Annotated in this window: 27 protein-coding genes; 11 read left to right on the forward strand and 16 right to left on the reverse strand. The window is 57.8% G+C overall.

Translation table 11 applies throughout. The annotated features are described in order from the left end of the window. Positions 1 to 5 precede the first annotated feature (5 nt). The 3 genes from CRO23_RS10340 to CRO23_RS10355 form a co-directional block, all read right to left on the reverse strand. Positions 6 to 1,199, reverse strand: a complete 1,194-nt coding sequence (locus CRO23_RS10340; RefSeq protein ID WP_016927465.1) for a multidrug effflux MFS transporter — start codon at positions 1,197 to 1,199, stop codon at positions 6 to 8. A 77-nt stretch (positions 1,200 to 1,276) separates the two neighbouring features. Continuing rightward, on the reverse strand, positions 1,277 to 1,837 hold the full coding sequence (locus CRO23_RS10345) for a 3'-5' exonuclease (protein WP_004932251.1): 561 nt from the start codon (positions 1,835 to 1,837) through the stop codon (positions 1,277 to 1,279). A 305-nt stretch (positions 1,838 to 2,142) separates the two neighbouring features. Beyond that, positions 2,143 to 2,625, reverse strand: coding sequence for a hypothetical protein (locus tag CRO23_RS10355; RefSeq protein WP_079451964.1), 483 nt, complete (start codon positions 2,623 to 2,625; stop codon positions 2,143 to 2,145). Positions 2,626 to 2,850: 225 nt separating this feature from the next. Here CRO23_RS10355 and CRO23_RS10360 point away from each other — a divergent pair, with 225 nt between their 5' ends. Beyond that, positions 2,851 to 3,147 (forward strand): hypothetical protein, encoded by a 297-nt coding sequence (locus CRO23_RS10360; RefSeq protein ID WP_079451966.1) that lies wholly within the window; start codon positions 2,851 to 2,853, stop codon positions 3,145 to 3,147. A 262-nt stretch (positions 3,148 to 3,409) separates the two neighbouring features. Here the strand turns inward: CRO23_RS10360 and CRO23_RS10365 are convergent, their stop codons facing one another. Continuing rightward, a complete protein-coding gene (locus CRO23_RS10365; RefSeq protein WP_015378105.1) occupies positions 3,410 to 3,586 on the reverse strand; it encodes a GhoT/OrtT family toxin in 177 nt (58 codons plus the stop codon). An 827-nt stretch (positions 3,587 to 4,413) separates the two neighbouring features. Between CRO23_RS10365 and CRO23_RS10370 the strand changes: the two genes are divergently transcribed. Next, the gene (locus tag CRO23_RS10370; RefSeq protein ID WP_016927470.1) at positions 4,414 to 5,103 is read left to right on the forward strand and encodes an alpha/beta hydrolase; all 690 of its coding nucleotides are present in this window, start codon (positions 4,414 to 4,416) and stop codon (positions 5,101 to 5,103) included. Between the two features lie 196 nt (positions 5,104 to 5,299). Here the strand turns inward: CRO23_RS10370 and CRO23_RS10375 are convergent, their stop codons facing one another. The 3 genes from CRO23_RS10375 to yeaG all read right to left on the reverse strand — a co-directional run bounded on the left by CRO23_RS10375 (position 5,300) and on the right by yeaG (position 9,203). Next, on the reverse strand, positions 5,300 to 5,530 hold the full coding sequence (locus CRO23_RS10375) for a hypothetical protein (protein WP_004932237.1): 231 nt from the start codon (positions 5,528 to 5,530) through the stop codon (positions 5,300 to 5,302). A 337-nt stretch (positions 5,531 to 5,867) separates the two neighbouring features. Continuing rightward, positions 5,868 to 7,136, reverse strand: coding sequence for a YeaH/YhbH family protein (locus CRO23_RS10380; protein ID WP_016927471.1), 1,269 nt, complete (start codon positions 7,134 to 7,136; stop codon positions 5,868 to 5,870). Positions 7,137 to 7,268: 132 nt separating this feature from the next. After that, a complete protein-coding gene (gene yeaG, locus CRO23_RS10385) occupies positions 7,269 to 9,203 on the reverse strand; it encodes a protein kinase YeaG (RefSeq protein ID WP_016927472.1) in 1,935 nt (644 codons plus the stop codon). A 42-nt stretch (positions 9,204 to 9,245) separates the two neighbouring features. Between yeaG and CRO23_RS25070 the strand changes: the two genes are divergently transcribed. Both CRO23_RS25070 and CRO23_RS10390 read left to right on the forward strand, forming a co-directional pair. Beyond that, entirely contained in the window at positions 9,246 to 9,521 is a 276-nt protein-coding gene (locus CRO23_RS25070; protein ID WP_153297016.1) for a hypothetical protein, read from the forward strand. A 108-nt stretch (positions 9,522 to 9,629) separates the two neighbouring features. After that, positions 9,630 to 10,394: a MipA/OmpV family protein gene (locus tag CRO23_RS10390; RefSeq protein WP_015378103.1), complete on the forward strand. Its 765-nt coding sequence runs from the start codon at positions 9,630 to 9,632 to the stop codon at positions 10,392 to 10,394. Between the two features lie 94 nt (positions 10,395 to 10,488). On the opposite strand, the gene CRO23_RS10395 is transcribed toward CRO23_RS10390, so the two are convergent. Together CRO23_RS10395 and gapA are read right to left on the reverse strand one after the other, a co-directional pair. Continuing rightward, entirely contained in the window at positions 10,489 to 11,364 is an 876-nt protein-coding gene (locus CRO23_RS10395) for a D-hexose-6-phosphate mutarotase (RefSeq protein WP_016927473.1), read from the reverse strand. Between the two features lie 206 nt (positions 11,365 to 11,570). Further along, positions 11,571 to 12,566 carry a glyceraldehyde-3-phosphate dehydrogenase gene (gene gapA / locus CRO23_RS10400; RefSeq protein ID WP_016927474.1) on the reverse strand — a complete coding sequence of 332 codons (996 nt, stop codon included), beginning with the start codon at positions 12,564 to 12,566 and terminating at the stop codon, positions 11,571 to 11,573. A gap of 348 nt (positions 12,567 to 12,914) precedes the next feature. Between gapA and msrB the strand changes: the two genes are divergently transcribed. Further along, complete coding sequence (gene msrB, locus CRO23_RS10405) at positions 12,915 to 13,328, forward strand: peptide-methionine (R)-S-oxide reductase MsrB (RefSeq protein WP_004932219.1); 414 nt, start codon at positions 12,915 to 12,917, stop codon at positions 13,326 to 13,328. 63 nt (positions 13,329 to 13,391) lie between these two features. Beyond that, a complete protein-coding gene (locus tag CRO23_RS10410; RefSeq protein ID WP_004932218.1) occupies positions 13,392 to 13,664 on the forward strand; it encodes a YeaC family protein in 273 nt (90 codons plus the stop codon). 45 nt (positions 13,665 to 13,709) lie between these two features. On the opposite strand, the gene CRO23_RS10415 is transcribed toward CRO23_RS10410, so the two are convergent. The 4 genes from CRO23_RS10415 to sppA form a co-directional block, all read right to left on the reverse strand. Further along, complete coding sequence (locus tag CRO23_RS10415; RefSeq protein WP_016927475.1) at positions 13,710 to 14,987, reverse strand: glycoside hydrolase family 18 protein; 1,278 nt, start codon at positions 14,985 to 14,987, stop codon at positions 13,710 to 13,712. 233 nt (positions 14,988 to 15,220) lie between these two features. Further along, the gene (pncA, locus tag CRO23_RS10420) at positions 15,221 to 15,853 is read right to left on the reverse strand and encodes a bifunctional nicotinamidase/pyrazinamidase (protein WP_079451980.1); all 633 of its coding nucleotides are present in this window, start codon (positions 15,851 to 15,853) and stop codon (positions 15,221 to 15,223) included. Positions 15,854 to 15,875: 22 nt separating this feature from the next. Beyond that, complete coding sequence (gene ansA / locus CRO23_RS10425; RefSeq protein ID WP_097101896.1) at positions 15,876 to 16,892, reverse strand: asparaginase; 1,017 nt, start codon at positions 16,890 to 16,892, stop codon at positions 15,876 to 15,878. 93 nt (positions 16,893 to 16,985) lie between these two features. Then, entirely contained in the window at positions 16,986 to 18,842 is a 1,857-nt protein-coding gene (gene sppA, locus CRO23_RS10430; protein WP_048794924.1) for a signal peptide peptidase SppA, read from the reverse strand. A 160-nt stretch (positions 18,843 to 19,002) separates the two neighbouring features. Between sppA and CRO23_RS10435 the strand changes: the two genes are divergently transcribed. The 5 genes from CRO23_RS10435 (at position 19,003) to CRO23_RS10455 (ending at position 24,091) form a co-directional block, all read left to right on the forward strand. Continuing rightward, on the forward strand, positions 19,003 to 19,554 hold the full coding sequence (locus tag CRO23_RS10435; protein ID WP_004932204.1) for an NAD(P)H nitroreductase: 552 nt from the start codon (positions 19,003 to 19,005) through the stop codon (positions 19,552 to 19,554). 157 nt (positions 19,555 to 19,711) lie between these two features. Next, a complete protein-coding gene (gene selD / locus CRO23_RS10440) occupies positions 19,712 to 20,755 on the forward strand; it encodes a selenide, water dikinase SelD (RefSeq protein WP_049298911.1) in 1,044 nt (347 codons plus the stop codon). An 8-nt stretch (positions 20,756 to 20,763) separates the two neighbouring features. Next, positions 20,764 to 21,873, forward strand: coding sequence for a tRNA 2-selenouridine(34) synthase MnmH (mnmH, locus tag CRO23_RS10445; RefSeq protein ID WP_048794888.1), 1,110 nt, complete (start codon positions 20,764 to 20,766; stop codon positions 21,871 to 21,873). After that, positions 21,873 to 23,798: a DNA topoisomerase III gene (locus CRO23_RS10450; protein ID WP_016927481.1), complete on the forward strand. Its 1,926-nt coding sequence runs from the start codon at positions 21,873 to 21,875 to the stop codon at positions 23,796 to 23,798. The genes mnmH and CRO23_RS10450 overlap by 1 nt, the downstream gene beginning before the upstream one ends. Beyond that, positions 23,795 to 24,091: a YnjH family protein gene (locus CRO23_RS10455; RefSeq protein WP_028127469.1), complete on the forward strand. Its 297-nt coding sequence runs from the start codon at positions 23,795 to 23,797 to the stop codon at positions 24,089 to 24,091. The genes CRO23_RS10450 and CRO23_RS10455 overlap by 4 nt, the downstream gene beginning before the upstream one ends. 21 nt (positions 24,092 to 24,112) lie before the next feature. Here CRO23_RS10455 and CRO23_RS10460 read toward each other — a convergent pair whose 3' ends face one another. From CRO23_RS10460 to CRO23_RS10470, 3 genes are all read right to left on the reverse strand, one after another. After that, on the reverse strand, positions 24,113 to 24,514 hold the full coding sequence (locus tag CRO23_RS10460) for a pyrimidine (deoxy)nucleoside triphosphate diphosphatase (protein WP_016927483.1): 402 nt from the start codon (positions 24,512 to 24,514) through the stop codon (positions 24,113 to 24,115). Positions 24,515 to 24,558: 44 nt separating this feature from the next. After that, positions 24,559 to 25,365: an exodeoxyribonuclease III gene (xthA, locus tag CRO23_RS10465; protein ID WP_016927484.1), complete on the reverse strand. Its 807-nt coding sequence runs from the start codon at positions 25,363 to 25,365 to the stop codon at positions 24,559 to 24,561. A 101-nt stretch (positions 25,366 to 25,466) separates the two neighbouring features. Beyond that, entirely contained in the window at positions 25,467 to 26,039 is a 573-nt protein-coding gene (locus CRO23_RS10470) for a TIGR00730 family Rossman fold protein (protein ID WP_004932190.1), read from the reverse strand. Positions 26,040 to 26,217: the final 178 nt, after the last annotated feature.

The following is a 26,217-nucleotide window of genomic DNA, read 5'->3' on the forward strand; positions in this document are numbered from 1 at the left end:
GGGGCTCAGGCGACTTTTCTGATCTGCCCTTTAATCTGCTTGCTGAGCCGCCGCGCGTGCAGCGCCAGCAGGCAGCCCGCCAGCATCACCAGCGCCAGCGACAGCTTGGGTTGCAGCGGCAACGCCATCGCCACCAGACCCAGCGCGGCGCCGCCCGCCATCTGCACGAAACCGACCAGCGCGGACGCGACGCCGGCCTCATTGGAGTAGGGTTCCAACGCGTAGCTGGTGGCCGGGCCCATCACGAATGCCAATCCGGCGCAGGCGCTGGCGACTGGCAGCATATACGCCAGCCAGTGCGCTTGCGCCGTCGCGGGCAGCAGCATGACGCCCAGCAGCAGACCCAGACAGCCCAGCCCCATCAAAATGCCGCCGGTCGCCAGACAAACCGGGCGGCCGACCTTGTGGATGATGCGGTTGGCGAAGAAGCTGACCAGCATGATCCAGAAACCGTTGGCGCCGAACACCAGCGAGAATTGCAGCGGTGTCAGGCCAGCGGTGCCCATCAGCACGTTCGGTGCCAGAGAAACGTAGGTCAGCGCCATGCCCATCGCCCCGGAGTTCACCACCGCAAAGGAGAGAAAACGCCGTTCGCTGAGGATGCGCGCGTATTGACGCACCGGCAACCCCTTGACCGGCACGGTGTCGGCAGGGCGAGTTTCCGGCAGGCGCAGCGCGATGAGCGCCAACACCAGCAGCGCGTAGCCGACCAGGAACCAGAAGGGAGCGCGCCAGCCGAAGGCTTCGGCGAGCAGGCCGCCGAGCAGCGGCGCCAGCGCCGGGATGATGTTCAGCGTGCCGTTAAGAAAGCCGAAAGCGCGGGCGGCGTCGTCGCCATTCAGGCGATCGCGCACGCCGCTGAAGGCGACGACGGCGGTGCAGCAAACCGCCACCCCTTGCAGCAGACGCGAAGCGATGAAAATCGTCGGGCTGGTGGCCAGCGCCGCCATCGCGGCGCCGATCATGTAGAGGATAATGCCGGCCAGCGCCACCGGTTTGCGGCCATAGTTGTCCACCAGTGGGCCGGCAATGACCTGGCCGAGGCCAAGCACCAGAATAAATAGCGATATGGTGGATTGGATCAGCGCTTCGCTGCTGCCCAGACCGACGGCAATAGCGGGAATAGTCGGCAGATAAAGATCGATGCCTAATGGGCCGAGCAGCACCAGGCTGAGAAGCATAAACAGAAACTTTTGCATAACAGGAAAGGCACGTCCGAGTGACAAAGAGGGCTAGAGTAGAGACTCTGGCGGCAAATGAAAAGGGGCAAAGCGGGTCAGCGCTGCGCCCCCTGGCGGTAATAGAGCGCCGAGACGGTATCGGCCACATAACGGGCCTGGTGGCGAGCATCATCCAGCGCCCGATGCGGCATACCTTCGAACGGGCGGGCCTTTTTCGGGTTAAAGCCGTGCAGTTCCGCCAACGTGATCACCGTGCGCACGTCCTGGGTATCCCAGAATTTCCACGGGCAGGGCATTTCCAGCTGCTGGAAGGCGTGTTCGAGGATCGCGCAGTCGAACTCTTTGCCGTTGCCCCAGACTTTCACCGTGTCGGTGCTGTTCATATGGATGAAGCGGCTAAGGCTGCTCAGCACGCGCTTCAGGCTCTCGGTGCCGCCGAAGGCCTGCTTGCGCGCTTCATCGGACTGTTTCGCCCACCAGGCGACCGTGTCAAGGCTGATGGTTCGGCCCGGTTGGTCTTTCTGGCTGCTGACGGCGGCTTCGAATTCGGCGCCCAGTTCCCCGGTTCGGGGATCGAAAAACACCGCCGCAACCACCAGAATGACGGCGCTGGGTTTTATATCCAGGGTTTCAATGTCTAACATCAGATGGTGCATCGGCGTTTCCGGTGGTGGGCGTGGTGGCTTAATGTTACTACAGAACGTGTGCCGATGCGGCCGGTGCGCACATGAAATCCTTTTAAAGCGCCTCGTTCAGGTTATGATGCTCGTGATACTCTTGTCAGGTTGGTCGCTATCGGTGAGAACGCTTATCTTTATTCTGTGCATGGCCGGCTACTTGCTGTTGCTGGGCTACCTTAGCATGTTCGTCACGGACAAGATCTGTGAGAAGGCGGGTAACTACACCAAAATATGCCGTGTCGTAGACATTTCCGAACCTCATATTCCCAAATAGCCCCAGTTTATCCCAGATAGTCGGTGGTAATCAGCGGCGTCAGGATGGCCGCCAGCGCCGTGAGCGCCCCCCATTGCCGCCAGCCCAGCCGCGCCAGCCAGTCATGCCGCTGCGGCGGCGTGGCCAGTTGCCCGACGGCCACGGCGCCGGTCAGCAGCAGCGTCAGAATCAGCAGCACCAGGCAACGGCTCACCAGCGTGAACTCAACATGCAGCACATTGGCGTAATACAGGCGCATCAGAATAAAATAGCTCAGCAAGATCCAGGCGAAAACGACGTTCTTCTTGAGCACCTGCTGCAGCATCAACGCGAGAAACAGGCTGTGAAACAGCGACAACAGCGGAGCCTCGATCGGGTGCCGAACGCAGACGTTGTAGACCGCCATATAAATATTGAAAACCAGCAGGATATAGACCACATAAATGTACCAGCCGTAGATGACCTTGAGCTTTTTCGGGTTCGGCGGCAGGGAGAGTGCGTCCGGTTTCATTAATGCCTCCTGATGATGCCATGCAAACGCTGTGGTTGAAGACGGCGCGGCGACATCGTAATTTAAAATCCACAGGGTATATATCACCCGAGCGCTAAATGACAATTAAACGCGGGATCGGCTTTATTTCCGCGTTGGCCTGGAACTCTTTAGCGCCCGCGGGGTCGATTGGCGTACGAATGCCTGGCGGTTTTTGCACTATGATGATAGATATAATTTATTGATATGAAAGATTATAAAAACACTTCGGGCACAAAAATCCTGCTGCTGTTCAGCCTGGCGTTTTATACGCTGTTGCCACCGTTGCTGACAGCGGCCGTGTTCAACCGTTTCAATCTTAATCCGTTCGCGATCGTCAAATTTTTTCACTTCAACCCGTTTTTGGCCGATCGGGGCATACCCGGTTATCAGACTTTCTTCTACTTGCTGATGCTGTGGTTGGGGTTGAATGCTTTGCTCTGGCTGCTGGTGTGGGGGGCGGGGCGATTGTATCAGCGCTGGCGATCGCCGCGCGGCGGATAGTTTCCCAAAGGGGAAAAGTTGCGTAGGGAAATGACTTTACATTCAATAATGAGACGTATTATCATTTGATTCGCCGGTGAGGGGAAAAGGGTTGTCTCCTTCTGTGCCCCCCGATCCGGCACGACATTGCTCACATTGCTTCCAATTTTCATGCCAGCCTTGCGCTGGCACTTTTTTATCCCACGCCAAAAACCATGACGCCGGTGGTCAGCCTCTTTTCATTAACATGACTGTTTAAAAGCCACCGCGCGACATTGGGGCGTTAGAACAGCGAAAACAGCAACACCACCGGCAGGCTCAACGGCCAGGTTAACCCGATGGTCAGTGCGCTGATGCAGCGAATTTTGACGGTGTCCCGGCTAACCAGGTAGGTGAAAACCATAGAAACTAACAGACCAATAAAATAACAGTATTGCGTTGCAACCCACAGCGGCGACATGAAACCCGATCCCAGTTGTATTTTTACGCGCGAATTCTAGGAGCTTGGCCGGGGATAATCAATGACCAAAGGCCCTTTATTCAAACCTTTATCCATAAGTATGCATAATTTATTTCTATAAAGAACGTAGGGTTATTAACGGCTTTGCGTTTATTGCCAAAAGAAATCAACAGCATAGTTACCGGTAACATTTTGCGTCAGGCAAGTCTTCCTTCGGGGGTGAACTCCGCTGAGCAGTAAAAGAGTCGGTGAAGGGGGAAACGCGGTGGGGTTATGACTCATAAAAACTAATGATGTATTTGCGGACAGCAAGTCTAAGGTGAGGTGGCGTCGGGTTTTGACGGTACGTGAACCCTTCAGGTGCCGGTTTTAGCGCATCAGTCGCGATGCGCCGCTTGCCCGCCTGGGAGGGGGATGGTTGTCGTTACGGGGTTAATGAATGTTAAGACCGTAGACGAACAGCCACGAAAACAGCAGCGCCAGCAGACATGCCATAAAAACGATGGAGATCATTTCCTTCACAACTTCATTCCTTTTCCCGGTGGACCAAATTTACTTCTCTTTGTTTTTGCGCGAAATTTTAGATCGGTATGGGTAAAAATCCTAGTTTTAATCCTTTTTTTTCCCGGCCTTGCGGCGTAAGCCGCTTCGATAAGCCGTGGCGGCGGTGGAAAATCGGGGGCGTTAACTCGCCGTCGCTATTGCTGAACGCCATGAGTCTGACTATATAAAATAGGGACCGCGTGGCGTCGAAGGCAGCCAGGCCCGCCCCTTAAGGGGCCATTCATCTGCCTGCGGCGCTTTCCTATGAGATGAAGGAGTCGGCAATGAGCACAAAACCAACTATCGTGCTGGTACACGGATTCTGGGGCGGCGCCGCGCACTGGAGTAAGGTCATCATCGAGTTGTCGCGCAGGGGATATACGGCGATTCATGCGGTGGAAATGCCGTTGACGTCGCTGGCTGAGGATGCGGAACGTACGCGCAAGATGGTCGCGCAGCAAGCGGGGCCGGTATTGTTGGTCGGGCACTCTTACGGCGGTGCCGTGATCACGGAAATGGGCAACCAGCCTAACGTGGTTGGCCTGGTCTACATCGCCGCATTTGCGCCGGATGCCGGTGAAAGTGCCGGCGGTATTACGCAAGCGCATCCTCCTGCGGCAGTCGAGAATCTGGCCCCGGACAGCGACGGTTATCTGTGGATTAAAACCGACAAGTTTCACGAAAGCTTTTGCCAGGATCTGACCGGCGACGAGGCGTTGGTGATGGCGGTGGCGCAGAAGGCTCCGCTGGCTGATACCTTTGGCAACACCATCGGCGAACCCGCCTGGAAACATAAGCCGTCATGGTATCAACTTTCCAGCGACGATCGCATGATAGCGCCGGAGAATCAGCGGCGCATGGCGCAGCGGCTGCAGGCCAAGAAAGTGATGGTGCTGAATGCCAGCCATGCCTCGCTGGTTTCCCATGCCGATGAGGTGGCGAGTTTGATTGACGAAGCGGCCGGTTTGAAATAAAGCAGGGGCAGGAAGGTTCTCCGGACTAAAAGGTGACATCCTGCGGCAGATTATCCCTTCGCTGCCTATTACGCCGGACGAAAGCGCCGGCGTAATAGGCGCTAATTAGGGATAGGCGCTGATGTCGCTATAACAGCATCATCAACACGACGGCGGCGGCAATAATGGCGTAGAGGTCTGCCTTACGCATATCGCCTTAGCGCCCGTTAACGCCGATCATTTCTATCGCCGCGCGATGCAGCCGCTGAAAATAATCATCGGGCTGCTTTTCTATCTCCTGGATAAGGCTGGCGAGCAGGTTCTGTTTGGTTATCGGCTTGTTGGCGGTCAACACCAGCAGCACGTTTTTGCCGAGCAGGCAACATATTTGCTTATGGTATTCATCAACATCGTGCTTGTTGAGGCCATAGAGGGTGTAGTCGATCATGATGTCTAACCTGCTGACAGGTAAATGCCCGCCGCAGCGGGCTGAGAAGCCATAGAAAAATAAAATGAGGCAAATTTCGCTTAGGAAGAGACTTAAGCGATGGGGTAACGATAACTGAATGGGAATATTCCTATCAAGCCGTGCGGGGGCAGAGGCGGATGTTTAGGAATAACCTCAGAAGAACAAATAATAGAGAGGACCGTTCTGGGGAATCTGACTTATTATTGTTGTTGTCATTGTTTAAAAAATAAACATGGGTTTTGCAAATATATAATGCGAAAAAGAAACAGCCGGAAAACGGCGCTTTCCGGCTGTGGTGACATTCACGCGGCGTTATTCACACGGTCTGCTTACGGAACAGTTCGCGGAATACCGGATAGATATCGTCCGGTTCGCGGATATGCTGCATGGCGAAGTTGTCGAATTTCGCCTGCAGATCCTCGTATTCGCGCCACAGCGTTTGGTGAGCGCGGCGAGTGATTTCTATGTAGCTGTAATAACGCACCATCGGCAGGATCTTTTTCGCCAACAGCTCATGACACAGCGGTGAATCGTCGGCCCAGTTGTCGCCGTCCGACGCTTGCGCGGCATAGATATTCCATTGCGCCGGGTCATAACGCTCTTCGACTACGTCATTCATTAACTTCAGCGCGCTGGAAACGATGGTGCCACCGGTTTCCTGCGAATAGAAGAACTCCTGTTCGTCCACCTCTTTCGCCTGGGTGTGATGGCGAATGTAGACCACCTCGACGTTTTTGTAGGTTCGGCTCAGGAACAAATAGAGCAGAATGTAAAAACGCTTGGCCATGTCTTTGGTCGCCTGGTCCATCGAGCCGGACACGTCCATCAGGCAGAACATCACCGCCTGGCTGGAGGGCTCCGGCCGGCGCTCATAGTTTTTGTAGCGCAGGTCGAAGGTATCGATAAACGGCACGCTTTCGATTTTCTTGCGCAGTTCGGCAATTTCCTTGCGCAGCCGCTCCTCTTCCAGCAATTGCACCGGCTCGGTATTTTCCAACTGGTTCAGCGCATCTTCCAGCTCGTGCAACGCGCGTCTTTTACCGGCGGTCATGGCGGTACGTCGCGCCAGCGAGTTCTGCAGCGAACGCACGACGCTGATGTTGGCCGGCACGCCATTGGCGGTATAGCCAGCACGATGGGTTTTGAACTCGGTCAACTGCTTGTACTGATTCTTTTTCAGATTGGGCAGGGCGAGATCCTCGAACAAAAGATCGAGGTACTCGTCTTTGGAGATTTGGAAGACGAATTCATCCTGGCCTTCACCATCCTGGCTGGCGTTGCCCTGGCCGCCGCCACCGCCTGCGCCGCCCTGAGGCCGCTCAACGCGATCGTTCTGCACGAAGTGGTCATTGCCAGGGTGAACGCGATGGCGTGTGCCGCCGCGCCCCTGATGAAACATCGGTTCGTTGATATCGTCAGTGGGGATGGAAACCGACTCCCCGCTGTCTACGTCGGTGACCGAACGCTTGTTGATGGCTTCGGCAATCGACTGTTTGATTTGCGACTTGTAACGGCGCAAGAAGCGCTGGCGGTTCACCATGCTCTTGTTTTTGCCGTTCAGCCGCCGGTCAATGAAATAGGCCATACTTCCCCCAAACGACGTTGCCAACTCTTCATGTCCCGGTCGCGACAGCGCAATGTGTTAGCCCCTCCTTGGGCTGCGCTGCAGCGTCCATGACTGTGGACATGGCCCTGATAATGCCGCTTACCTGAGGCGTTATGAGGATTTTCTGACCCGCAGATACCATTCACACAACAGGCGCACCTGCTTGCGGGTATAGCCTTTCTCCATCATGCGGTCGACGAAGTCGTCGTGTTTTTTCTGCTCGTCCGTCGACGTTTTGGCGTTAAACGAAATCACCGGCAACAGCTCTTCGGTATTGGAGAACATTTTCTTCTCGATCACGGTGCGCAGCTTCTCGTAGCTGGTCCAGTTCGGATTGCGGCCGTTGTTGTTGGCGCGGGCGCGCAGCACGAAGTTCACGATTTCGTTACGGAAATCTTTCGGGTTGCTGATACCGGCCGGTTTTTCAATTTTCTCCAGTTCGGCGTTCAAAGACTCGCGGTCGAACAGCTGACCGGTGTCGGGGTCGCGATACTCCTGATCCTGGATCCAGAAGTCCGCGTAGGTCACGTAACGGTCAAAAATGTTCTGTCCGTATTCCGAGTAGGATTCCAGATAGGCGGTCTGAATCTCTTTGCCGATAAACTCGGCGTATTTCGGAATCAGATAGCCTTTCAGATGTTCGAGGTATTTCTCGGCCAAATCCTGCGGGAACTGTTCGCGCTCGATCTGTTGCTCCAGCACATAGAACAGGTGTACCGGGTTGGCCGCCACCTCGGCGTGATCGAAGTTGAATACCCGCGAGAGGATTTTAAAGGCGAAACGGGTGGAGAGGCCGTTCATGCCTTCGTCAACCCCGGCGTAGTCGCGGTACTCTTGATAGGACTTGGCTTTCGGATCGGTATCCTTGAGGCTTTCGCCGTCATACACGCGCATTTTCGAGTAAATGCTCGAGTTTTCCGGCTCTTTCAGCCGCGACAGCACGCTAAAGCGCGCCAGCGTTTCGAGGGTGCCCGGCGCGCAGGGCGCGTGAGTCAGCTCGCTGTGGTCCAGCAGCTTGTCGTAAATCTTGATCTCTTCCGACACGCGCAGGCAGTAAGGCACCTTGACGATGTACACGCGGTCGAGGAATGCTTCGTTGTTCTTGTTGTTGCGGAAGGTCACCCACTCGGATTCGTTGGAGTGCGCCAGAATAATGCCGCTGAACGGCAGGGCGGAGATGCCTTCGGTGCCGTTGTAGTTGCCTTCCTGGGTTGCGGTCAGCAGCGGATGCAGCACCTTGATCGGCGCTTTGAACATCTCGACGAATTCCATAATCCCCTGGTTGGCGCGGCACAGGGCGCCGGAATAGCCGTAGGCGTCCGGGTCGTTCTGCGCGTGGTTCTCCAGTTTACGGATGTCCACTTTACCGACCAGCGCGGAGATGTCCTGGTTGTTCTCATCGCCCGGCTCGGTTTTGGCGATGGCGATCTGTTCCAGAATGGAAGGGCGCACTTTCACGACTTTAAACTTGGTGATGTCGCCGCCGAACTCATGCAGGCGCTTCGCCGCCCACGGCGACATGATGGTGCCGAGATAGCGACTTGGGATGTTGAACTCTTTTTCCAGGATCGTGGCATCTTCCTGCGGATTAAACAGGCACAGCGGATGGTCGTTGACCGGGCTGCGTTCGCCGTTGGCGCTGAGGGTGTAGATGGGCACGCGCTGCATCAACGCTTTAAGACGTTCTGCCAGCGAGGACTTGCCGCCGCCCACCGGGCCCAGCAGGTAAAGGATCTGTTTCTTCTCTTCCAGGCCCTGCGCGGCGTGTTTCAGGTAAGAGACGATCTGTTCGATGGCCTCTTCCATGCCGTAGAATTCTTCGAAGGCCGGATAGCGTGCGATCACGCGGTTGGAGAACAGGCGCGACAGGCGTGATTCTAGCGCAGTGTCGACCATCACAGGTTCACCGATAGCCATCAGCAGACGTTCGGCCGCGTTGGCATAGGCACTGCGATCTTGCCGGCAAATGGTAAGAAATTCCTGCAGTGTGAACTCTTCGTCCTTGGCAGCTTCGTAGCGCTGGCGATAGTGGTCAAATATGTTCATGATGCCCGTCCTTTCGTTATTAGCACAGGTTAAAGAGAGCGTGTGATAGTGTTCTGGCTCCCGAAAGATGAGAATACGCCTGAGTACAGCAACCCGTATGCCAACTTGGTGCGCTTATTATCGCGAGTTGCGCTGTATGCCACTGGGCCCAGGATAAATTCACCTTCTGATTTAAGCTTAGTTTGCTTGCCGGAAAATTTCCTGCCGCAGAAAAAGCTTTTTTTAAGTCATATCAATGACTCAGTTATTACCGTGGAAGCCAAATGCCTTGTCTGGCGCGGCCTGCGGGATAAAACGTCATCGTTCCGCCATGATTAATTCATAATTCCGCTATAAGTTATTCGATCTTGGTCGTTTTCCTTTGTAAAGATTAGGCACGCAACTAAATTTTCACATAAACTATCGCGGCTATTAACCCTGTAATTTATGGAAAAAGAACCAGTGAAGATTTCAAAACTCAAAACGCTAGCAATTATCGCTTCCGCAATGGTTTGTGCGCAAAGTGCTCAGGCAGGGACCTGGTCACTCGGTGCTGCCGCGCTGGTTAGTCCGGACGCGTATCGCGGTTATCAGGACCGCGTTTATCCGGTGCCCGTCATCGACTATGAAGGTGACGACTTCTACTTCCGTACTCTGACCGCCGGTTACTACCTGTGGAAAGATCAAGAAAACCAGCTGAGCATCATGGGTTACTACACGCCATGGGGCTACCGTCCGGGCGACAGCGACGACGATCGCATGAAGCGCCTCGACAAGCGTCGCGGCACGCTGATGGCCGGCCTGGCCTATTCGCACAACGCGGAATGGGGCACCCTTCGTACCACTTTCACCGGCGACACGCTGAACAACAGCAACGGGCTGGTGGGCGATGTCGCTTATCTGTACAAGTTTGATCTGGACGCGCTGACGCTGGTCCCGGGCGTGGGCGTGATGTGGAACAGCAAGAACCAGAACAAATATTACTACGGCGTCAGCGCCAATGAATCACGCCGCAGCGGCCTGGACAGCTACACTCCTGGCGATAGCTGGGCCCCGTATCTCGAATTGAGCGCCAATTATCAGATCAACAAAAGCTGGAACGCCTTCTTCGTCGGCCGCTATGTGAAGTTGTCGGATGAAGTAAAAGACAGCCCGATGGTGGATAAATCTTACACCGGTTTGTTGATGACGGGTGTGAGCTACACCTTCTAATCACGCATTGCACGGTTATCGTGCATGGCGTGCATCAAAAAGGGGCGCCGGCGCCCCTTTTGCACATCAGTGGTGCGCTTCCGCGCACGGTTCCTCAGGCCTTCTTACGGCTGCGGAAGGTGACTCCCAAACGGGCGGGTTGCTCGCCGGCAGCGACCAGCGGTTTGCTGACACGCCCTGTCTCGATGCAGACCATGGTCTTGTAACCGTCGTTCGGCATATCCCCCATGCTGCAGGAGAGTTCCACGCCGGGGTTCCAGGCGATGACGTCGCTCATATGATGGTGGTGAACCTCGATGGTGCGAGCGAGCGCCGGATCGCGGATCTGGCTGAAAGCTTCCGGGCGGGTATAGACGCGGTCGGTTTGGCCGACGAAGGTCACTTCGCCCGTCTGGTGCGCCTCTGCGCCGCCTGCCACCTTGTCGATATAAGGCTCGCCCAGACCCGCCACGCTGACCCGATCGATGTCGCCGACCTGGAAGTAACTGTGCAGCGCCGCCGTGGCTTGATAATCGCCGTGCGATTCCAGCTCGATTTCGCACTCTTCACCCAGCTTGAAGCGAGCAATCAGCGTGAAGGCGTGCGGCCACAGTTTGCGGGTCTGCTCATTGTCTTTCAGCGTGAAGGTCAGGATGACGCCGTTGTCATCTTCATCGTGCGCCGTCAGACTCCAGGGCTGGTTGCGGGCAAAGCCGTGGGAGGGTTGCGCCACCGGGCCGAACCACGGCCAGCAGATCGGCACGCCGCCGCGGATGGCCTTGCCTTTGGCGAAAGGCGTATTGTTGCTGAGCCAAATCACCGGCTGCTCCCCGCTAGGTTGCCAGGCCAGCAAATGCGCGCCTTGCAGCGCGACCGCCGCGCGTACTTTCGGGTGCGACACCACAACCACGCCCAACTCATCGAGTTGCCGCTGGCTGATATAAGGAGAAATCTGTTCGGAAACGGGCAGGGTGAAAATTTTCTCGTTCATTTCATGACCTATTGTTTGCCGGAGATACAAAGAAACCTATAGCTTTCGGGTCACGGCCAGGCGGCAAGCACAGGAACCCTCAAGAGCTTACCGAAGTAAGTGGCTGGGGTGAGCGTGTGCAGCCAACAACGCGGTGACTCGAAAGATGACGGGTAAAAAAAGGGCGACAAAAATGTCGCCCTCATTATCAGCTTAACATCATGCCATTACTTGGAGATGTGAGCGATCAGATCCAGAACCTTGTTGGAATAGCCGGTTTCGTTGTCGTACCAGGAAACCAGTTTCACGAAGTTGTCGTTCAGTGCGATACCGGCTTTGGCATCGAACACGGAAGTCAGCACTTCGCCGTTGAAATCGGTGGAAACCACGTCGTCTTCAACATAGCCCAGAACGCCTTTCATAGAGCCTTCAGCGGCGTCTTTGATGGCTTTCTTGATTTCTTCGTAGGTAGCCGGTTTTTCCAGACGCACGGTCAGGTCAACAACGGACACGTTAGGCGTCGGTACGCGGAACGCCATGCCGGTCAGTTTGCCTTTCAGCTCTGGCAGAACCACGCCAACCGCTTTCGCTGCGCCGGTAGAAGAAGGGATGATGTTCTGGGATGCGCCGCGGCCGCCGCGCCAGTCTTTGTGAGACGGGCCATCAACGGTTTTCTGAGTCGCGGTGGTGGCGTGAACGGTGGTCATCAGGCCTTCAACGATACCGAAGTTGTCGTTGATGACTTTAGCCAGTGGCGCCAGGCAGTTGGTGGTGCAAGAGGCGTTGGACACGATGTCCTGGCCGGCATATTTGTCAAAGTTGGCGCCGCGAACGAACATTGGGGTCGCATCTTTGGATGGGCCAGTCAGAACCACTTTTTTAGCGCCGGCGGTGATGTGTTTACGTGCGGTTTCGTCGGTCAGGAAGATACCGGTCGCTTCAGCAACCACATCAACGCCCACTTCGTTCCACTTCAGGTTAGCCGGGTCTTTCTCTGCGGTAACACGGATGGTTTTGCCGTTAACAACCAGGTGGCCGTCTTTAACTTCTACCGTACCGTTGAAGCGGCCGTGAGTAGAGTCATACTTCAGCATGTAAGCCATGTACTCTGCGTCCAACAGGTCGTTGATTGCAACGATCTCGATGTCAGAACGCTCTTGAGCAGCACGGAAAACAATGCGACCGATACGGCCAAAACCGTTGATACCTACTTTGATAGTCATATATTCCACCAGCTATTTGTTAGTGAATAAAAGGTTGGTTGTAAAATTACAAAAACCTTACCCAGCGTCAAGCGGAATCGTGTCAATACTTGCGGCAAGTCAAACCGGAGGGGTGGTTTTGCACGCTTATTGCACAGTCCATTTGCGCTCGGCCTCATCCGTTATATGGGGACAAGCCGCCAAGTATAAAGTCAGCATACGCAAGATGTGTGATCGTTATCACATATCATCGTGACGTGGCCTTTATGGGCTACAGTTTAGGCCAAAAACCCCTGCAGCGGTGTTAATTTTTTGTTATTATTAATCATTGTTTTCGTTGACATTATCCACATTCAGAGATAAGCACAAATGGCTAAAGAGACAACCCCCGGTCATCCGGTCACGGAACTGAATGAAATCCAACGTTATGTGACGCAACAGCGTGGCACCGAAGCGCCGTTCAGCGGCAAATTGCTGCACAACAAGCGCGAGGGCGTGTACCATTGCCTGTGCTGTAACCAGCCGCTGTTCTATTCCGAAACCAAATACGATTCAGGCTGCGGCTGGCCGAGCTTTTATGAGCCGGTTTCCGCTGATGCAATCCGTTATCTTGATGATAATTCACATAATATGCATCGTGTTGAAATCCGCTGCGGCCACTGCGACGCTCACCTGGGGCACGTTTTCCCCGATGGCCCGCAGCCGACTGGCGACCGCTACTGCGTCAACTCCGCCTCGCTGAGTTTCACCGATGGCGAAAATGGCGACCAAACGGCCGGTTAAGTGGTAATTTAACCAACAAAATCGATTCAGCTAATTATTCATCCGTAAGCGAGAAAGGCTCTGATGGACGTGAAAGATCTGATTGCGGCGATGACGCCCGAGATATACCAGCGCCTGGTACAGGCGGTTGAGCTGGGCAAATGGCCGGACGGCGTGGCGCTGACGCCGGAGCAGAAAGAAAACAGCCTGCAGGCGGTGATGCTGTGGCAGTCGATGAACAACGTCGATCCGCAGCACATGAGCATTGGCACCGACGGGCAGATCGTGATGAAGAGCAAGCAAGAGCTGAAACAGCAGTTCGTTGCCGAGCCGCTGGTCAAACTCAAACCGCAGTAAAGCTCCTCCCCTAAAGCGGGGCGATGTCGCCATCGCCCCGTCGATTTACCGTTTCTCGCCCTTTATGTTCAGCGATTCCGCCAACTGCTGCGCCAGCCGGTTGTTATCGTCCGCGCCGTATTCCCAGAACATCGCACCGCCCAATCCCTGGCTTTTGATGTACTCGGCCTTGATGGCCACCGAACGCGGGTTCTCGTAGGAGATAGCGAACAGCGGTTTGCCTTCGGCGGATTGCAGCGTCAGGTATGGCACTTTGGCATCGTCATCCCAGTGCTCGCGGAAACGCCGCTGCGGATCGTTGAGCAATTTGTTGACGATATCGTGGTATTTAAAATAAGTGTCTTTGCTGAGATCCAGCCCCAGTGCGTTGAACAGAGCGGTTTCTCGCGCACTGAAATAAGGCTGCGTCACCGGATGTTTGGCGGCGTCCGGCTTGTCCCAGTCGATGCCCGGCTCGGTCGCTCGTTTCGGCACCCGGCCGTAGAAACCGATACCCAGGTTCATCTGCGCCGGTTTTAATCCGGCGGCAAGATAATGTTTTACCACGGAATCGGCGCTGTAGCGGTCGGCGGCCGCCACGGTTGGCCAACGCGTTGAATCGTACAGGTTGGCATTGAAGTACTGCGTGCCGTAAGCCATATCGTAGGTCATCAGATTGATGTAGTTGAGGTAAGGGGCAATACTTTTCACATCGACCCATTCCTGCGGGCTTTTGACGTTGGCCCCGACGGCGATGGTTAACAGCTTGCCTTTACCCAGCGCCTGATGAAGCTCTCTCAGCAGCAGGGTGAAGTTGTCGCGGTCTGCCGGTTGGCTTTCCACCAAACCCCAGGCGCCGTTTACCGGGTATTCCCAGTCCAGATCGATCCCATCCAGCCGGTACTGTGCGATCGCCTGCAGCGCGGAGCGAATGAATATCGCGCGGTTTTCCGCGGTGGCGGCGGCGCCGGAGAAACCGCGTGCACCCCAGCCGCCGACCGACAACAGCACTTTCAGCTCGGGGTTCTGTTTGCGCAGCACCGGCAGCCGTTGCAAATCGGCCGTGACTTTCGGCGACAGGTAGATCTGGTGGCGGCGAGCGGGGTCTTTCAGCGCCGCATTGGTTTCGTCTTTCTCGTCGTTGTAAATCAGGCCGAACGAATAGTTGAGGTGGGTGATTTGCGTCACGTCCAGCTTGTCGATGTCGCCACCGGGGCCGGCGGTGATGTCGCCGCCGCCGTTGAAGTAGCCGACGGAGAGATAGGCCGCCTGGGCCGTGCTTGCGCCAGCCATAGCCAATTGCACCGCCGCCAGCAAAGGCAGCAGTTTTCGGGTTATTTTCATGTCAGTCTCCTTGTGGTCGGCAAGGCCGACCGTACCGCCAGGGGCGGGCACAATAAAGCCGGGCTCAGCGGGCCCCGGATGCGTATAACCGATTGACGCCAAAAGCGTCGCAGTCATAACAGCAAAAGCGCCTGCCGGTCACAAGCCGTTGGGGAAGAAGAAAGGCGGGATTGTGAGCAGCGTCGATAATTTCGCCGCCGCGCAGAGAGGGCGCCGGTGGCGCCCGAGCGGATTTAGTTGGCGAGAAACTGTGACAGGGTAACTAGCTGCGCGCCGGCGCGCGCCATGTCCTGCAGCGCTCGCTCACTGTCGTCCGGTTGCAGATTCACGCCGCGGCAGCCGTCGACGATCACCTGCGTCGGGTAGCCGGCAGCCAGTGCATCCAGCACGCTGAACTTCACGCAGTAGTCGGTCGCCAGGCCCATGATCGCCAGCCGCTGGACGCCCTGCGATTGCAGCCAGCCGTGGAGTTCGGTTTGCGCACGGTGGCCGTTATCGAAGAACGCGCTGTAGCTGTCGATGTTCGTATCTTGCCCTTTGCGAAAGACGGCATTGAGGTGTTGCCGCTGTAACTGGGGATGAAAATCGGCGCCGTGGCTCCCTTGCACGCAGTGCACCGGCCACCACACCTGCGGCAGGCCTTCCAGCTCACCGAGGGTGCCGACCTGCGCATCGGAGTTCACCGCAAAGCTGCGGTGATTGGCGGGATGCCAGTCCTGGCTGGCCACCACCGGCTCGCCCCGCGCCAGGCAGGCGGCGATCGCCTGATTGGCGACCGGGATGACGGCGTCGCCCTCCGTGACCGCCAGCGCGCCGCCGGGGCAGAAGTCGTTTTGCAGATCGATCAACAACAGGGCCGTTTTCATCGCCGCTCCAGAGTTCAGTAGGTTAACCGTTGATGCTCAGCTCGCCGCGCAGATCTTGCTGCATCATGGCGCGGATTTGTTCCGGCGTCAGCGGCTGGCTCAACAGATAGTGCAGCTTGGTCAGGGCGGCTTCCACCGTCATGTCGAAACCGCTGATCACCCCGGCGTGCGCCAGCGCGTTGCCGGTGGCGTAGCCTTCCATATTGACGCGCCCGGAGATGCACTGCGTCAGGTTGACCACCACGATGCCGCGTTCAGAGGCCGCACGCAACTCGTCGATCAGTTCGGCCTTTTGCGGCGCGTTGCCGACGCCGTAGGAGCGCAGGATCAGCGCCTTGACCGGCTGCAGCAGGAAATTGCGCACCACCGCGCCGGAAATGCCCGGATAGATGGTGACCACGCCGATCGGCTGCGGCGTGATGTCATGCACCTGCAACGCGCCATTGCAGGCCGGGCTGTCGATGCCTTGCTGGCGGCGAATGTGGATGCCGGCTTCCAGCAGCGGCGGCAAATTCGGGGAGGCGAAGGCGTCGAAGCCGTCGGCGTGCGCTTTGGTGGTGCGGTTGCCGCGGAACAGCTTGTTGTTGAAGAACAGGCTGACTTCGTTCACCGGATGGTTGGCCGCCAGATACAGCGCGTTGAGCAGGTTGGTTTGGCCATCGGAGCGCAGCTCCGCCAGCGGAATCTGCGAGCCGGTAACGATCACCGGTTTGGCCAGGTTTTCCAGCATGAAGGAAAGCGCAGAGGCGGTGAACGCCATGGTGTCGGTGCCATGCAGGATCACGAAGCCGTCGTAGCGATCGTAGTTCTGCTTGATGTCGTCGGCAATGTGCTGCCAGTCTTCCGGCGTCATGTCTGAAGAGTCAATCAATGGCGCGTATTCATGAATGGTGAAATCCGGCATCTCCGGCCGATGGAATTCGGGCATCAGCGCCAGCTGGCGCTGTAGGTGGCCGGAAACCGGGATGTAGCCATGATCTGAGCGCTGCATGCCGATGGTGCCGCCGGTGTAGGCGACGTAAATGGATTTCTTTTGCATGGTTATGATTTTAACAAAGATAAGATGGGCTGAATTATAGGGACATGGCGGCAGAAAAAAAGCCCGGCGGTGGCCGGGCTGCAGAATTATTTGTTAGCGGACATCTCCGCAGGTGAGACAGATCGCATAACGGTTTTGCGGATCGTTGAGGTTATTGAACAAGCCCGGTTGTTCTTTCACCGCGTTGGCGACCGAGGCCAGCGGGGCGGGCAGCATGGCCTGAATCGCGGCCGGCAGCATGGCGTGAATGGAAACGCCGAACTGGCTGAGCACCATATCGCTCAGGCTTGGGGTATCGACGAACCAGTCGAGCTGCCACTGCTGCAGCTTTGCCAGCTCGGCGGCTTTCTTCACCGCGTCGTCGAAATCGCCCAGTTGATCGACCAGGCCGTTGGCCTTGGCGTCGCTGCCGAGCCACACGTGGCCCTGCGCGATTTGGTCAACCTGCTGCGGGGTCATCTTGCGTGATTTGGCGACCAGATCGAGGAAGTTCTTATACCCGTTTTCGATGTTCAGTTGCATCATCTGCGAGAACTCCTGCGGCAGCGCCTTGGTGACCGCGATATCGGCCAGCGGCGAGGTCGCCACGCCGTCGGTGTGCACACCCAGCGTATCCAGGGTTTTCTCGTAGGTATTGATGATGCCGAAAATGCCGATCGAACCGGTCAGGGTGCTCGGGCTGGCGATGATATAGTCGGCCGGCGTCGAGACCCAGTAGCCGCCCGACGCGGCCATGCCGCCCATCGACACCACCACCGGTTTGCCGGCGGCGCGCACGGCGGCCAGCTCGGAGCGGATCACTTCGGACGCGCTGACGCTGCCGCCTGGGCTGTTGACACGGAACACCACGGCCTTGACGGCCGGATCCAGACGCGCCTGGCGCAGCTCGGCGGCGGTGGTGTCACCCCCGACGTTGCCCGGCGTCTGCGGGCCGTCCATGATGGCGCCGTTGGCGAACACCACGGCGATCTTGCCGCCCTGGTTGGCGTCCGGCTTCGGCTGATAGTCATAGATGCTGATGGCGTTGAAATCGTTCACCTGTTTGTCCCAGCCGAAGGTCTTGACCAGCTGATTTTCGATCGCGGTGCGCGACGCCAGTTCATCCACCAGCTTATTGTCCAGCGCATAGCGGGCGGTGTCGCCACCGGCCGCCTGCAGGCCGCTCAGCACGCCGGCGGCGCCCGGGAACAGCTGCTGCGGCGTCAGTTGGCGGTTGGCGGCCACGGTCTCCAGGTAGTTCTGCCACAGGCCGCCGATCCAACGGCTGTCCGCTTCGCGCGCCGCCGGGGACATATCGTCGCGGATCAGCGGTTCGACCGCCGATTTATAGGTGCCGACGCGGAAGATATTGGTGGTGACCTTGAGCATGTCCAGCAACGACTTGTAGTACAGGTTGTTGGTGGCGAAACCGTGCAGATCGACCGCGCCCTGCGGTGACAGGAAGACCTTGTTGGCGTAGCTGGCCAGGTAGTATTGCGTTTGGTTGTAGCTGTCACCGATGGCGAAGATCGGTTTGCCGCTGTCGCGGAACTCGCGCAGCGCTTTGCCGATATAGCGCAGCGACGGCTGATCGGCGCCGACGAAATCATTCAGCTGCAACACCATGCCGGTAATGTTTTTGTCGTCTTTGGCCTTGCGGATGCTGTCGACTACGTCGAACAGCGAGTTCTCCTGCAGGCGGCTGCTGGAGGCGCCCAACAGTTCACGGCCCCATTGCCGCACCCGGTTGTTTACCGAAGGCTGATCGACCACCACGCCGCTTAAATCGACCAGCAGCGCGCCGCGCGCCGGGGCCGTCGAGGTGGAGGAACTTTGGAAGGACAGATAGATGCCAACCCCAACCAGGATCAGCAGGACCAGGAACAGGTTAAGGATCAGTTCCCTGATAAAATTCAGCAGACGCCATGTCCACCGGAAAATGCCGGCAATAATTTGCCACAATGTGCGCATGTGCTCTCCAACAAGAGTCGAGAATGTTCCGCTATCCTAATGAGCGGCCGGGTAAATGTCAGCTTTAAATCGTGGCACACAGACGCTATCGCCAAGGCTGTAACTCGTCGTTTAGCTATGTTAACGTGGCCGGAATGAAAATTGTTATCAGGAGTTTACGATGGATGCTCTGGATCTTTTATTGAATCGCCGCTCGGCTTCGCGCCTGGCGGAACCGGCGCCGGCGGGGGAAGTGCGCCAAAATATCATCAACGCGGGACTGCGTGCGCCCGATCACGGCGCGCTGCAGCCATGGCGTTTCGTGATGATCGAAAATCAGGGCCTGGAGCGTTTCAGCCAGCTGCTGCAGGCGGCGGCGAAGCAGGATCAACTGGACGAAGCGGCGATTGAAAAAGCCACCAAGGCGCCGTTCCGCGCGCCGCTGATCATCACCGTCATCGCGCATTGCACTGAAGAAACCAAGGTGCCGCGCTGGGAGCAGGTGGTTTCCGCCGGTTGCGCCGTGCAGGCGATGCAGATGGCGGCGTTGGCGCAGGGTTTTAACGGCATCTGGCGCACCGGCGCCTGGACCGAGCATGCGCTGGTGCGCGAAGCCTTCGGCTGCCGCGAGCAGGATGAGATCGTCGGTTTCCTCTACCTGGGCACGCCGCAGTTGAAGGCCGCCACCAAAGTGACGCCGCCAGACAGCACGCCTTTCGTCAGCTATTTCTAAGTTTTTTCCAACGGGGCGCGGCGAAAATGCGCCAAACCCCGCAAAATTGCATGGTTTCTGAGCAGGCCGCTCGCTTATCCGCGGCGCGCTCTTATCAATCCCCTCGGCAAGCGCTACCCTATGTTATCTTGAGTGCCGTTACCGAAGGGAGTGGACTATGACATCGCCAGCGATCCGTTTAACCCAGTACAGCCATGGCGCTGGCTGCGGCTGCAAAATCTCACCGAAAGTTCTCGAAACCATCTTGCACAGCGAGCGGGAAAAATTTGTCGACCCGCGTCTGTTGGTCGGCAATGAAACCCGCGACGACGCGGCGGTGTATGACATCGGCAACGGCGTCGGCATCATCAGCACTACCGACTTCTTCATGCCGATCGTCGACGATCCGTTCGATTTCGGCCGCATCGCTGCCGCTAACGCCATCAGCGACGTCTACGCCATGGGCGGCAAACCGATCATGGCGATCGCCATTCTCGGCTGGCCAATCGCCAAACTGCCGCCTGAGGTGGCGCAGCAGGTGATCGACGGCGGGCGTTTCGCCTGCCAACAGGCAGGGATCGCGCTGGCCGGCGGCCATTCCATCGACGCGCCGGAACCTATCTTCGGCCTGGCGGTCACCGGCGTGGTCAATACCGAGCGAGTGAAAAAAAACAGCGCCGCACAGGCCGGCGCGCAACTCTATCTGACCAAGCCGCTGGGTATTGGCGTGCTGACGACAGCCGAGAAGCAAAGCAAGCTGCGCCCTGAGCATCAAGGGCTGGCGACGGACGTGATGTGCCGCCTTAACAAGCCGGGCGCCGACTTTGCCGAGGTGGCGGGCGTCACGGCGATGACCGATATCACCGGCTTTGGCTTGCTGGGTCACTTGAGCGAGGTATGCCAGGGTTCCGGTCTGCAGGCGACGGTCTGGTTCGATCGGGTGCCGAAGCTGCCGCACGTCGAGGCGTATATCGCTGAGGGCTGCGTGCCGGGCGGCACCGGGCGCAACTTCGACAGCTATGGCCATCTGGTGGGCGAGATGAGCGATTTGCAGCGCCAACTGCTGTGCGATCCGCAAACCTCCGGCGGTTTGCTGTTGGCGGTATTGCCGCAGGCGCAGGCGCAGGTGCTGGCGATTGCCGAGCAGCACGGCATCACGCTCAATCCTATCGGTGAGCTGCATGCCGCACAGGCAGGTAAACCGCTGATCGAGGTTGTGTAGTGTCCAAGATGCAAGGCAGGCCGGACAGCGCCGATTATCAACGCATTTTTCTGCAGGACGTGCCGCTGATTGACGTGCGCGCGCCGATCGAGTTTCAGCAAGGCGCCTTCGCTCAGGCGGTGAACCTGCCGCTGATGGTCGACAGTGAGCGGCAGGCGGTGGGCACCTGCTATAAGCAGCATGGTCAGCAAGCGGCGATCGCGCTCGGCCACAGCTTGGTGAACGGCAAACTGCGCGAACAGCGCACCGCCGCCTGGCTGGCGGCCTGTGCGCAGCGACCCGAAGGCTATATTTACTGCTTCCGTGGCGGGTTGCGCTCGCAGCTGGTGCAGCAATGGCTGCATGAGGCCGGCGTCGAGTACCCGCGTATCACTGGCGGTTATAAGGCGCTGCGCAATTATCTGCTGGGCGTGTTGGCGCAAAGCGCGGCATTGCCGATGGCCCTGGTGGGCGGCAATACCGGCAGCGGCAAGACGTTGCTGGTCAACGAACTTGCCGACGGCGTCGATCTGGAAGGCGCGGCGCGCCATCGCGGTTCATCTTTTGGCCGAACGCTGGCGGGGCAAAGCTCACAGATCGATTTTGAGAATCGTCTGGCTGTGTTATTGCTGAAAAAACAGCATGGTGGCAGCCGCCGTTGGGTGCTGGAAGACGAAGGGCGGATCATCGGCAGCAACAATCTGCCGTTGCCGTTGTTCAACGGCATGCAGCAGGCGCCGGTGGCGGTGATCGACGATCCGTTCGATATTCGTCTGGCGCGCCTGCAGGCCGAATATATCGACGGGATGCGCGAACAGTTCGAACAGGCCTATGGCATGGAAGAGGGCTGGCGACAGTATGACGACTATCTGCACCACGGCCTGTTCGCCATACGCCGCCGCCTGGGGCTGGAACGCTTCCAGCAACTGACGCAGCGGCTGGAAGCGGCGCTGCGGGCTCAGCGACTCAGCGGCCAGGGCGAGGCGCACCGTGAGTGGTTGGCGCCCCTGTTGCAGCAGTACTACGATCCGATGTATTGCTATCAGTTGGAAAAGAAAGCCCAGCGGATTGTCTTCCGCGGGAACTATGCAGAAGTAAGAGAATTCTTGATGACGTTCAGCCAGAAAAACGGTGATTAATGCGACTGTTCATAGCCGAGAAACCGAGTTTGGCGCGCGCCATTGCCGACGTCTTGCCCAAGCCGCATCGCCGCGGCGACGGGTATATCGCCTGCGGCAACAACGACGTGGTGACCTGGTGCGTCGGCCACCTGTTGGAACAGGCTCAGCCTGACGCTTATGACAGCCGCTATGCGCGCTGGTCGTTGGCGGATTTGCCGATCATCCCCGAAAAATGGCGGTTGCAGCCGCGGCCGTCGGTCAGCAAACAGCTCAACGCCATCAAAAAGTTGCTGCTTGAAGCCGATGAAGTGGTTCACGCCGGCGACCCGGATCGCGAAGGGCAACTGCTGGTGGATGAGGTGCTGGACTACCTGGATTTGACGGCGGAAAAGCGCCAGAAGGTACGCCGCTGTCTGATCAACGATCTCAACCCGCAGGCGGTGGAGCGCGCGGTTGAACGCCTGCGCGACAACCGTGATTTCATTCCGTTGTGCGTGTCTGCGCTGGCGCGTTCGCGCGCCGACTGGCTGTACGGCATCAATATGACCCGTGCCTACACGCTGCTGGGCCGCAACGCCGGTTACGACGGCGTGCTGTCGGTAGGCAGGGTGCAGACGCCGGTGCTCGGATTGGTGGTACGGCGTGATGAAGAGATCGAAAACTTTGTGCCAAAAGACTTCTTTGAGGTCAAGGCGCACATCGTTACGCCGAAAGAAGAGCGTTTCGTGGCGCTGTGGCAGCCCAGCGAGTCGTGCGAGCCTTATCAGGACGAAGAGGGGCGTTTGCTGCACCGGCCGTTGGCGGAGCACGTGGTCAAGCGTATCGAGGGCCAGCCGGCGCTGGTCACGTCCTATAACGATAAACGGGAATCAGATACCGCGCCGCTGCCGTTTTCGCTCTCCACGCTGCAGATCGAAGCGGCCCGGCGTTATAACCTCAGCGCCCAACAGGTGCTGGACGTTTGCCAGCGGTTGTACGAAACCCATAAATTGATCACCTATCCGCGTTCCGACTGTCGCTACCTGCCGGAAGAGCATTTCGCCGGCCGTCACGCGGTGCTGAACGCCATCAGCGTTCACCAGCCTGAGCTGTATCCGCAGCCGGTGATCGACAGCGATCGCCGCAACCGCTGCTGGGACGATAAAAAGGTCGATGCGCACCACGCCATCATTCCCACCGCCCGCGCCGGCAAGATTAATCTGACGCAGGATGAACGGAACGTGTATGGGCTGGTGGCGCGCCAGTATCTGATGCAGTTCTGTCCGGATGCGGTATTCCGCAAATGCGTGATCGAGCTGGATATCGCCGGCGGCAAATTTATCGCCAAGGCGCGATTCCTGGCGGAAGCCGGCTGGCGTACGCTGCTGGGCAGTAAGGAGCGCGACGAGGAAAACGAAGGTGCCCCGCTGCCGGTGGTGGCTAAAGATGATGAGTTGTTGTGCGAGCGCGGTGAAGTGGTGGAGCGCCAGACGCAGCCGCCGCGGCCGTTTACTGACGCCAGCCTGTTGTCGGCCATGACCGGCATCGCGCGGTTCGTACAAGATAAAGCGCTAAAGAAAATCCTGCGGGCGACCGATGGTTTAGGAACGGAAGCGACGCGAGCGGGAATCATCGAATTGCTGTTCAAGCGGGCGTTTCTGTACAAGAAGGGACGCTATATTCACTCCAGCGAAACCGGGCGCGCGCTGATTCACTCGCTGCCGGATCTTGCTGCGCGTCCTGATATGACGGCCAACTGGGAAGCCACGCTGACGCAAATCAGCGAGAAATCCTGCCGCTATCAGGACTTTATGCAGCCGTTGGTCGGCACGCTGCAAGAGCTGATTTATCAGGCCAAGCAGAGCCGGGCGAGCATGGCGTTTCGTGGATTGCCGCCGCCGCCCTCCAGCGGGGGCAAAAAACGCAGGAAAAGCGCCGGCAAGGCGCAGGAGAAGAGTGAATGAAGCGTGGACTCACTGGGGTATTGGCTGCCGCTGCCCTGATGTTTTCCGGCCTGGCCGCCGCCAATCGCGGCGATGTGGACGTGGTGTTGCCGGTTTCGCCGGAGATTTGGGGCACGGCAAAAAGCGGCGTCAACCCGCCGCCGGCGCAGCCCTGCAACCGCTGTTGCGTCTACCAGAATCAGAACTATTCCGAAGGTGCGGTGCTTAAAGTGGAAGGGGAAGTGCTACAGTGCGTGCGTGAGCCTAACACCATCGGCACCAACCCCTTGATTTGGGTGCGATTGAAGAAGTGACGATGTAACCTATCGCCGCGTTCAGCGTGAATCGCCTTGCGCGGCGATATACTCCGCCAGCAGTGGAACGTCAGCGGGTGCCAGAGCGTATTCCTGCGCCTGTTGCGGCGTGACCCAGACCAGCGCCGAGTGGCAGCGCTGTTGCAGTTCACCGGAGAACTCCGCGACTTGCCAGGCGTGCAGCCGGATGAGGCGTTCGCCTTGCTGCCACTGATTGCTGCCCACATAGTTGCCGATACGGGCGCAAATCCCCAATTCTTCATCCAGCTCGCGCGCCAGCGCCTCTGGCTGGCTTTCGCCGGCTTCAACCTTGCCGCCGGGAAACTCCCACAGACCGGCCTGATCGCTGCCTGCGCCGCGCTGGGCCAGCAAAATGCGGCCATTTTGTTCCAGAATGGCGGCTACCACGTCGATAATTTTCATTGGCTTCACAGAGTAAAACCCCGGCGAGCGCCGGGGTGATGGGGTTACAGCGTAAATTCCGCCCAGACCGGCGCATGGTCGGAAGGTTTCTCCATGCTGCGGGTTTGGTAATCGATGCCGGTGGCGATGCAGCGCGAAGCCAGCGGGGTGCTGGCCAGCAGCAGATCGATACGCAGGCCGCGGTTGTCATCGAACCCTTTGGAGCGGTAGTCGAACCATGAGAACTCGTCGTTGCGCCCCGGGTTGGCGTGGCGGTAGGTATCGACCAGGCCCCAGTTCAGCAGGCGATCCATCCATTCGCGCTCTTCCGGCAGGAAGGAGCATTTACCGGTGCGCAGCCAGCGTTTGCGGTTGTCTTCGCCGATGCCGATATCGTAATCGCTGGGGCTGATATTCATGTCGCCCATGATCAGCACCGGGGATTCCGCCGATAGCTGCTGCTCCAGGTAGTTTTGCAGATCCTGATAAAAGCGTGTTTTAGCCGGGAATTTGATCGGGTGGTCGCGGCTTTCCCCTTGCGGGAAGTAGCCGTTGATCACCGTCAGCGTGCCCTGCGGCGTAGCCAGATCGGCCATGATGATGCGACGCTGCGCGTCTTCTTCATCGGTTGGGAAACCGCGGCGCACGGCCAGGGGCTCCGCTTTGGTCAGCAGCGCCACGCCGTAATGGCCTTTTTGCCCGTGATAGAACACGTGATAGCCGTGCTGGCTGACTTCTTCCAATGGGAACATGTCATCGTGAACTTTGGTTTCCTGCAGACCGATCACGTCGGGCTGGTGCTGTTCGATAATTGCCGCCAGCTGATGCGGACGCGCGCGCAGTCCATTGATATTAAAAGAGACAAACTTCATGAGCGGTGCCGTTTTCACGAGAAAAATGTGCTGTGATAGTAGCAGAGTTTGGCGGGAAATGTAACGCAGACAGCGGCGGGACCGCTGACTGCGCAGCGGGTTTATTTCGCCCAGCGGTCGTAATTTTTAGGTTGATAGTCGTCAAACTGTTGCAGCAGCGTCTGTGCCGATTCGCTGATGTGCAGGGTGCCGAGATAGTCGTGACGCATAAAGCCCTGATCGGCGACGTGCTCGAGGAACTGGCTCAGCGGGCGGTAGAATCCGTTGACGTTCAGCAGGCCGACCGGCTTGTTGTGATAGCCGATTTGCCCCCAGGTCCAGATTTCAAACAGCTCTTCCAGCGTGCCGATGCCGCCGGGCAGGGCGATAAAACTGTCCGCCAGCGCCGCCATACGGGCTTTGCGCGTATGCATGTCTGGCACCACTTCCAATTCAGTCAGGCCACGATGCGCCGTTTCCGCTTCAACCAGGCGCTCGGGGATAATGCCGACCGCTTCACCGCCTGCGGCCAACACCGCGTCCGCCACGATCCCCATCAATCCTTTTTTGCCGCCGCCGTAGATTAAACGGCGCCCCTGTGCGGCCAGCAGTTGCCCCAGTTGACGAGCCTGCTCGGCATAAGCGGGATTGACGCCTTCGCTGGCGCCACAAAAAACGCAAATATTGTTTCGCATCCACCTGTTCCTTACTGCACTAAAGAAGCCAGTGGTATAGCGAATTGTCGGCCGGAGTTCAAGTTACGGCTGGGAGAGAGGAACAAAACGGCTGGATGAAAGCGGTTAATAAGGGGAGATAACTTGATTTATTGATATGAGAACATTAGATGCAACGTGTTTTAAGTAGGGTTTGGGA

Source organism: Serratia sp. JKS296 (assembly GCF_900215445.1).
Taxonomy (GTDB): domain Bacteria; phylum Pseudomonadota; class Gammaproteobacteria; order Enterobacterales; family Enterobacteriaceae; genus Serratia; species Serratia marcescens.

Bases quoted from the DNA above. Each gene is read 5' to 3' on its own strand.
- CRO23_RS10340 (WP_016927465.1), bottom strand. From the start codon at position 1,199: ATGCAAAAGTTTCTGTTTATGCTTCTCAGCCTGGTGCTGCTCGGCCCA.
- CRO23_RS10345 (WP_004932251.1), bottom strand. From the start codon at position 1,837: ATGCACCATCTGATGTTAGACATTGAAACCCTGGATATAAAACCCAGC.
- CRO23_RS10355 (WP_079451964.1), bottom strand. From the start codon at position 2,625: ATGAAACCGGACGCACTCTCCCTGCCGCCGAACCCGAAAAAGCTCAAG.
- CRO23_RS10360 (WP_079451966.1), top strand. From the start codon at position 2,851: ATGAAAGATTATAAAAACACTTCGGGCACAAAAATCCTGCTGCTGTTC.
- CRO23_RS10365 (WP_015378105.1), bottom strand. From the start codon at position 3,586: ATGTCGCCGCTGTGGGTTGCAACGCAATACTGTTATTTTATTGGTCTG.
- CRO23_RS10370 (WP_016927470.1), top strand. From the start codon at position 4,414: ATGAGCACAAAACCAACTATCGTGCTGGTACACGGATTCTGGGGCGGC.
- CRO23_RS10375 (WP_004932237.1), bottom strand. From the start codon at position 5,530: ATGATCGACTACACCCTCTATGGCCTCAACAAGCACGATGTTGATGAA.
- CRO23_RS10380 (WP_016927471.1), bottom strand. From the start codon at position 7,136: ATGGCCTATTTCATTGACCGGCGGCTGAACGGCAAAAACAAGAGCATG.
- yeaG (WP_016927472.1), bottom strand. From the start codon at position 9,203: ATGAACATATTTGACCACTATCGCCAGCGCTACGAAGCTGCCAAGGAC.
- CRO23_RS10390 (WP_015378103.1), top strand. From the start codon at position 9,630: ATGGAAAAAGAACCAGTGAAGATTTCAAAACTCAAAACGCTAGCAATT.
- CRO23_RS10395 (WP_016927473.1), bottom strand. From the start codon at position 11,364: ATGAACGAGAAAATTTTCACCCTGCCCGTTTCCGAACAGATTTCTCCT.
- gapA (WP_016927474.1), bottom strand. From the start codon at position 12,566: ATGACTATCAAAGTAGGTATCAACGGTTTTGGCCGTATCGGTCGCATT.
- msrB (WP_004932219.1), top strand. From the start codon at position 12,915: ATGGCTAAAGAGACAACCCCCGGTCATCCGGTCACGGAACTGAATGAA.
- CRO23_RS10410 (WP_004932218.1), top strand. From the start codon at position 13,392: ATGGACGTGAAAGATCTGATTGCGGCGATGACGCCCGAGATATACCAG.
- CRO23_RS10415 (WP_016927475.1), bottom strand. From the start codon at position 14,987: ATGAAAATAACCCGAAAACTGCTGCCTTTGCTGGCGGCGGTGCAATTG.
- pncA (WP_079451980.1), bottom strand. From the start codon at position 15,853: ATGAAAACGGCCCTGTTGTTGATCGATCTGCAAAACGACTTCTGCCCC.
- ansA (WP_097101896.1), bottom strand. From the start codon at position 16,892: ATGCAAAAGAAATCCATTTACGTCGCCTACACCGGCGGCACCATCGGC.
- sppA (WP_048794924.1), bottom strand. From the start codon at position 18,842: ATGCGCACATTGTGGCAAATTATTGCCGGCATTTTCCGGTGGACATGG.
- CRO23_RS10435 (WP_004932204.1), top strand. From the start codon at position 19,003: ATGGATGCTCTGGATCTTTTATTGAATCGCCGCTCGGCTTCGCGCCTG.
- selD (WP_049298911.1), top strand. From the start codon at position 19,712: ATGACATCGCCAGCGATCCGTTTAACCCAGTACAGCCATGGCGCTGGC.
- mnmH (WP_048794888.1), top strand. From the start codon at position 20,764: ATGCAAGGCAGGCCGGACAGCGCCGATTATCAACGCATTTTTCTGCAG.
- CRO23_RS10450 (WP_016927481.1), top strand. From the start codon at position 21,873: ATGCGACTGTTCATAGCCGAGAAACCGAGTTTGGCGCGCGCCATTGCC.
- CRO23_RS10455 (WP_028127469.1), top strand. From the start codon at position 23,795: ATGAAGCGTGGACTCACTGGGGTATTGGCTGCCGCTGCCCTGATGTTT.
- CRO23_RS10460 (WP_016927483.1), bottom strand. From the start codon at position 24,514: ATGAAAATTATCGACGTGGTAGCCGCCATTCTGGAACAAAATGGCCGC.
- xthA (WP_016927484.1), bottom strand. From the start codon at position 25,365: ATGAAGTTTGTCTCTTTTAATATCAATGGACTGCGCGCGCGTCCGCAT.
- CRO23_RS10470 (WP_004932190.1), bottom strand. From the start codon at position 26,039: ATGCGAAACAATATTTGCGTTTTTTGTGGCGCCAGCGAAGGCGTCAAT.